Annotated in this window: 6 protein-coding genes; all 6 read left to right on the top strand. The window is 58.2% G+C overall.

Annotation, left to right across the window (positions count from 1 at the left end):
* Nucleotides 1-113: 113 nt before the first annotated feature.
* The 6 genes from AC2VLV_RS00520 (at nt 114) to AC2VLV_RS00545 (ending at nt 5298) form a co-directional block, all read left to right on the top strand.
* Nucleotides 114-545 carry a hypothetical protein gene (locus AC2VLV_RS00520; protein ID WP_486988137.1) on the top strand — a complete coding sequence of 144 codons (432 nt, stop codon included), beginning with the start codon at nt 114-116 and terminating at the stop codon, nt 543-545.
* 397 nt (nt 546-942) lie between these two features.
* Entirely contained in the window at nt 943-1074 is a 132-nt protein-coding gene (locus tag AC2VLV_RS00525; RefSeq protein WP_486988138.1) for a hypothetical protein, read from the top strand.
* Between the two features lie 3 nt (nt 1075-1077).
* Nucleotides 1078-2109, top strand: a complete 1032-nt coding sequence (locus AC2VLV_RS00530) for a helix-turn-helix transcriptional regulator (RefSeq protein WP_486988139.1) — start codon at nt 1078-1080, stop codon at nt 2107-2109.
* A 200-nt stretch (nt 2110-2309) separates the two neighbouring features.
* A complete protein-coding gene (locus AC2VLV_RS00535) occupies nt 2310-2495 on the top strand; it encodes a hypothetical protein (RefSeq protein ID WP_486988140.1) in 186 nt (61 codons plus the stop codon).
* A gap of 43 nt (nt 2496-2538) precedes the next feature.
* Nucleotides 2539-3861 carry a DUF445 domain-containing protein gene (locus AC2VLV_RS00540; RefSeq protein ID WP_486988141.1) on the top strand — a complete coding sequence of 441 codons (1323 nt, stop codon included), beginning with the start codon at nt 2539-2541 and terminating at the stop codon, nt 3859-3861.
* 27 nt (nt 3862-3888) lie between these two features.
* On the top strand, nt 3889-5298 hold the full coding sequence (locus tag AC2VLV_RS00545; protein ID WP_486988142.1) for a DUF2130 domain-containing protein: 1410 nt from the start codon (nt 3889-3891) through the stop codon (nt 5296-5298).
* Nucleotides 5299-5485 lie beyond the last annotated feature (187 nt).

The following is a 5485-nucleotide window of genomic DNA, read 5'->3' on the forward strand; positions in this document are numbered from 1 at the left end:
CCGGGAATTTCATGATGTGAACGAACCCTCTGAAAAATTCAAATCTGGAGAGATCGGTTGCGAGTGCGTGTGGAGTATTTCAGCAGCCTGTTATTGCAACCGCCCTTGTTGCCGTGGCGGGTGAGGCGTTTATACCAGGAAGTGCTGCATATATTACAGCGACACAAGTGACGGCTATAATCTCTCTAAATTATTTATATACTGGGGAAGTTCTCACAAAAACTTCTGCGCTGGCTTTGTTGCCCACATTTATTGGTGAAAGTTTCGGCATGACCGCATTTCTATGGGCAAAATCTTTTCTGCCTCCGACAGGAGTACTCGATCTAGCCGCTGCGGGTATCGCTTTTGTAATAACATTCGCTATGCTTGCTGCAGTCAAATGGATTCTTGAAAATGGGTACAGCCTGGATCGGAGTGACCTGCTGAAGCAGCAATTTAACATCTTCAAATCGGCTGGTGCTGCACTAAATAGCATCTCGCTCAATGATATAAAAAATATAAAAAACATTAGCAACATTATTAATAACTTATCGGCAAGGCAGTAGAATAAGCCCTACCACGGCGATCGAGGGGGGCGCCAATAATGCTGCGAATTTGCGTCGCCCCTTATCTCTACATCTGTGCAGGGTATGGCACGTCACTATGTGGTGCAAGTCCGCCAGTCAGGTTTTCGCGGGGCCGAAGGCAAGTTGAAAGGCAAGGGCTTGTCGCTAGGCAGAGTCTGAAGGAAGCCAAATTCAAGGCGGCGGGGCGATGAACAAAAACCGAATATGACGAGCGTCCTTGGCATTGAAGCCGAATTGAGCATGGCGATTGACGACTTTGCCATAGCAAACGACGATCTGCGCGCGGAGTCAGTCGTGAATTTAGGTGCGTTCGAGTTGGCTCACCGCAAATCCGGTGCATGGCTTAATTGGGCGTCGGCAACATCAGCTCACCGAGATGGATTTCGACCTCGTGGATGATCGCCTGCGTCGTCGCCTCTTCGTCGGAATGACCCGCGCACAGTGGCGTTTGGAATGTGTGATGAGCCCGAGCGCCGAGCGCGCGCTGGCGCAGATTCTGGAAGCCTGAACCATGTCGGCAAACGCTGAAGCCCAGACCTTCCTGCGCCGCATCGAAATCCTCCAACGCCTGCCCGCCAGGGGCTCGGGCATGGTCACGGCGGGGCAGTTGACCACGCAGCTCGAGGCTGCAGGGTTCCCCGTGCAAAAAAGAACCGTCGAGCGGGATCTCGAGTTTCTGCGCGACAGTTCGCAAGGGTTCGGCGCGCTGCATTGCGATGACCGCAGCAAGCCGTTTGGCTGGAGTATCGAGCGCAGCACGGCGCGACGCGCCCACATGGGCCTGTCCGTCGAAGAGGCACTCGCTTTTTGCTGGATTGCGCAACACGGCAGGGATTTGTTGCCTTGGGGTTTGCTGCAAAGCCTCTCGCCTTTCTTCAAGGAATCCGAGGCCCGACTGATGCATGACCCATGTGCACAGGCATGGTTAAAAGACAAGACGCGCGTCATTGCGGCGAGACCCGTGGCGCTGCCAAAACCCGCCTCCAACGCCGTGATGCGTGCAGTGAGCCGAGCGCTGTACGACGACGTGCAGTTGCAGATTCAGTACCGCAATGCCCAAGGGGCGATCAGCCAGATGACGGTATCGCCCTTGGCACTGGTCAGCCGAGATCTCAATCTGTATCTCGTGGTCTGGATCGCCCGATACGCCAATTTGCGCGTGCTGCACGTCAGCCGCATGCAGTCTGCCAAAGTGAAAGAAGAGAGAGCCGAGGCACCCCAAGCCTTCGACATAGACGCCTATATCGCCCAAGGCCCTTTCCAGCTTGGGGGCGATGAGACGACCGTGCGCTTGCGCTTCAAGCAATTTGCCGGACATGCCTTGCTCGATGCGCCGATCGGGCAAGATCAGGTGGTGCACACCCAAACCGAGGACGGCCAGGTGGAACTCAGCGCCAAGGTGCGCGTCTCGCCGCAGTTCAAGGCCTGGGTGCTCGGGTTTGGCGCGAGTGTCGAAGTACTGGCCCCCGAAAGCCTGCGCCGGGAGTTGGGTGAAGCTCTTGATACAGCGGCAAAGGCCTATCGGCACAACGCGAGCGGTTGAGTGGCGCAAGGCAGGCCGTGCCTCGACGCTCCGCAGCGCCAAACTTGCATGCGTCACTTCTTGACGCTTGATGACGGTGTAATGGAGCCTGTTCACCACAGATATATGCGTTGAAGGGCAGGGGCACGGCCCAGGGGCCGTACCTGCAGTTCCGCCCGTACCGTTGCTGAACGATGATCCACAACTGACCGGAGCCTCTCATGTTCACTCTCCTCACCGCTTTCATCGCCACTTTCGTTGCCCTGTGCAAAGGACTGATGTTGCTCATCGGTGTTTTGCTCGGCGGGGCGGCCTTTCTGTTTTTGCTGGGCGCCTTGCTGGTCGCTGGCGTGACCGGTCTGATCGAGGCTTGGTACGCCCGCGACACCGCAGGCCGCTGGGCCTGATGACCTTTGCCACCGCATCCTGAACCCTGAGTCCCATCCCCCAATGTCCCTGCCCATGCTCGCCTTGCATTCCTCCCCAGCCGTGGCCGATCCCCGCCTGCAAGCCCTGCGCCGCATGCAAGCCCTCGCTCTGGGTCTGCTCGGTCTGGCCATCGCCGGATTGATTACCGCCACAGCGTTCGGCGGGCTGGGCGTCTGGGGTTGGGTCAAGGCGTTCTGCGAAGCCGCCGCCGTGGGCGCCTTGGCCGACTGGTTTGCCGTGGTCGCGCTGTTTCGCCATCCCCTGGGGCTGCCCATTCCCCATACCGCCCTGATTCCCAGCAATAAAGCGCGCATCGCCGACAACCTCGCGGAGTTCGTGCGCGATCACTTTCTCGAACCCAAGACGCTGCTGCAGAAGATTGCCGTGTTCGATCCGGCGGCGCGCCTGAGCCAATGGCTGTCTGACCCCGAACGGGTGCAATCCTGGGTGAACGCCGCCCGGCAATGGGGCCTGCAAGCCCTGGACTGGCTGGATGATCGTCGGCTGCAACAAGGCCTCAAGGACATCGTGCTCGATGCCCTGCAGCGCTGGGACGCCGCGCAGACCGCCGGTCAGGTGCTCACCGTGCTCACCCGCGATGGCCGTCACCAGGAATTGCTCGATGGCACGCTCGACAAAATCGGCGACTTCCTCAACCAGGACGAGGTCAAAAAGCGCGTCTCCGCCTTGATGGTGAAACATGCCCGCAAGGAGTGGCCGACCATCATCACCCTCGTCAATGCCGTGAAGTCCGTCGATAATCTCGCCGACTCACTGGCCGACAAACTCGCCAATGCCCTGATGGCCGAACTGCAGGACGTGCTGCATGACCCTGACCACCCGGTGCGAGTGGCCTATGGCGAGAAGGTAGACGACTTCATCGCCCGCTTGCGCACCGACCCGGCACTGATTTCCCGGGTACAGGAACTCAAGACACAACTCGTGGACAACCCGGCCGTGCACACCTATGTGGACGGTCTGGCGCAAGAAGCCAAGAACTGGCTGCGGCGCGACCTTTCCGATCCGAACTCTCACCTCGGCCTGCATCTGCATGCCGCCTTGAGCGACATCGGCCACAAACTCGCCAGCGACGCCAGCCTGCGCGAGGCGATCAACCGTCACATCCTCAACGCCGCCGAGCTCTTGGCGCAGGATTTGCGCAGCGGCGTGACCGAGCATATTGCCTCCACCGTCAAAGGCTGGGACGACCGTGCCCTGGTGCAGGAGATGGAGCGTAGCGTGGGCAAAGACCTGCAGTTCATCCGCATCAACGGCACCTTGGTGGGCGGTCTGGTGGGGGTGGGGCTGTATGCGCTGACGACCTATGGGCTATGGTTGCGGTGAATCGCATAGGCGATATGAGGAGCTCGTATGCATGACATCATTTGTCCGCACTGCGGAAAGGCTTTCAAGATTGATGAGGCGGGGTACGCGGACATCCTGAAGCAAGTTCGCGATAGCGATTTCGAAAGGCAACTGCACGACCGACTCGAGCTCGCCGAAAAGGACAAGCGCAATGCCGTCGAACTGGCCAAGGCGCAGGTTTCCGGTGAACTGCAAAAGCTGGCTACAGCCAAAGACAGTGTGATCCAGGAACTGAAGGCCAGCCTTGGCGCCAGCGAGGTCGCTCGAAAATTGGCGGTGAATGAAGCCCTGGGCTCCGTCGAAAAGGAGCGAGATGCCTTGGCGCATGCACTTGAGCAAGCCAAGCAGGACAAACTCGCTGCCGTGCAGCTCGCCGAGGCGCGGCTGGTGAGCGAACTCCAGACGGCCGCAGCGACGAAGGATGCGGAAATTCAGGGTTTGAAGGCCACGCTCAATTCCATTGAGGTGACGCAGAAACTTGCGATCAACGAAGCCGTCAGCGCTGTCGAACAGCAGCGCATTGCGCTCAAGAGCGAGCTTGAGCGCGCGGCGCTGGAAAAGCAACTGACCGAGCAAGCCCTCAAGGACAAATATGAAAACCTGATCAAGGATCGTGACCAGGCGATCGAGCGTCTTCGGGATATGAAAGCCCGCCTGTCAACCAAGATGGTGGGTGAAACCCTTGAGCAGCACTGCGAAACCGAGTTCAACCGCATCCGGGCGACAGCATTTCCGCGGGCCTACTTCGAAAAGGACAACGACGCCCGAACGGGCAGCAAGGGCGATTACATTTTTCGTGACGCGGACGAGGCGGGAACCGAGATCGTCTCGATCATGTTTGAAATGAAAAACGAGAGCGATCAGACATCGACGAAGAGCAAGAACGAAGACTTCCTCAAAGAGCTCGACAAAGACCGAAACGAAAAGGGCTGCGAGTACGCGGTCCTCGTGTCTCTGCTCGAACCCGACAGCGAGCTCTACAACACCGGAATCGTGGACGTTTTCCACCGTTACCCGAAGATGTATGTCGTCCGGCCGCAGTTCTTTCTTCCCATCATCACCTTGCTGCGCAACGCCGCAATGAATTCCCTGAAGTACAAATCGGAGTTGGCGCTCGTCAAGGCGCAGAACATCGACATCACGAATTTCGAGGAAGGGCTCGAAGCCTTCAAGACCGCCTTTGGGAAGAACTACGACCTGGCCTCACGACGTTTTCAGACGGCCATCGATGAGATCGATAAATCCATCGACCACCTGCAGAAGACCAAGGAAGCCCTACTCGGTACGGATCGCAACCTCCGGCTTGCGAACGACAAGGCTCAGGATGTGACGATCAAAAAACTGACTCGGGGCAATCCGACCATGGCGGCAAAGTTCGCAGAGCTGAAGAATCAAGACAATCCGAGCGGCGAGTGAGCGTGCGCCTCACTTCATTGCAGCATCCGCCGCGACCGGGACAGCCTCAGCATGAGCCGTAGAGATTCCTGACCTTGCCCTCGTTCGACGTGACCTGCTCCCCGTCAGCCGTACCACGGTGAAGTTCGTGGAGTCCATCACGATGGAGAATGATGGACATGAAGACGAGTCGATTCAGCGAAGAGCA

The sequence above is a fragment of the Thiomonas sp. TH-17 genome (genome assembly GCF_057473305.1).

Excerpts from the sequence above, each read along its gene's own strand:
- AC2VLV_RS00535 (WP_486988140.1), top strand. The coding sequence starts at position 2,310 with ATGTTCACTCTCCTCACCGCTTTCATCGCCACTTTCGTTGCCCTGTGC.
- AC2VLV_RS00530 (WP_486988139.1), top strand. The coding sequence starts at position 1,078 with ATGTCGGCAAACGCTGAAGCCCAGACCTTCCTGCGCCGCATCGAAATC.
- AC2VLV_RS00525 (WP_486988138.1), top strand. The coding sequence starts at position 943 with ATGGATTTCGACCTCGTGGATGATCGCCTGCGTCGTCGCCTCTTCGTC.
- AC2VLV_RS00545 (WP_486988142.1), top strand. The coding sequence starts at position 3,889 with ATGCATGACATCATTTGTCCGCACTGCGGAAAGGCTTTCAAGATTGAT.
- AC2VLV_RS00540 (WP_486988141.1), top strand. The coding sequence starts at position 2,539 with ATGTCCCTGCCCATGCTCGCCTTGCATTCCTCCCCAGCCGTGGCCGAT.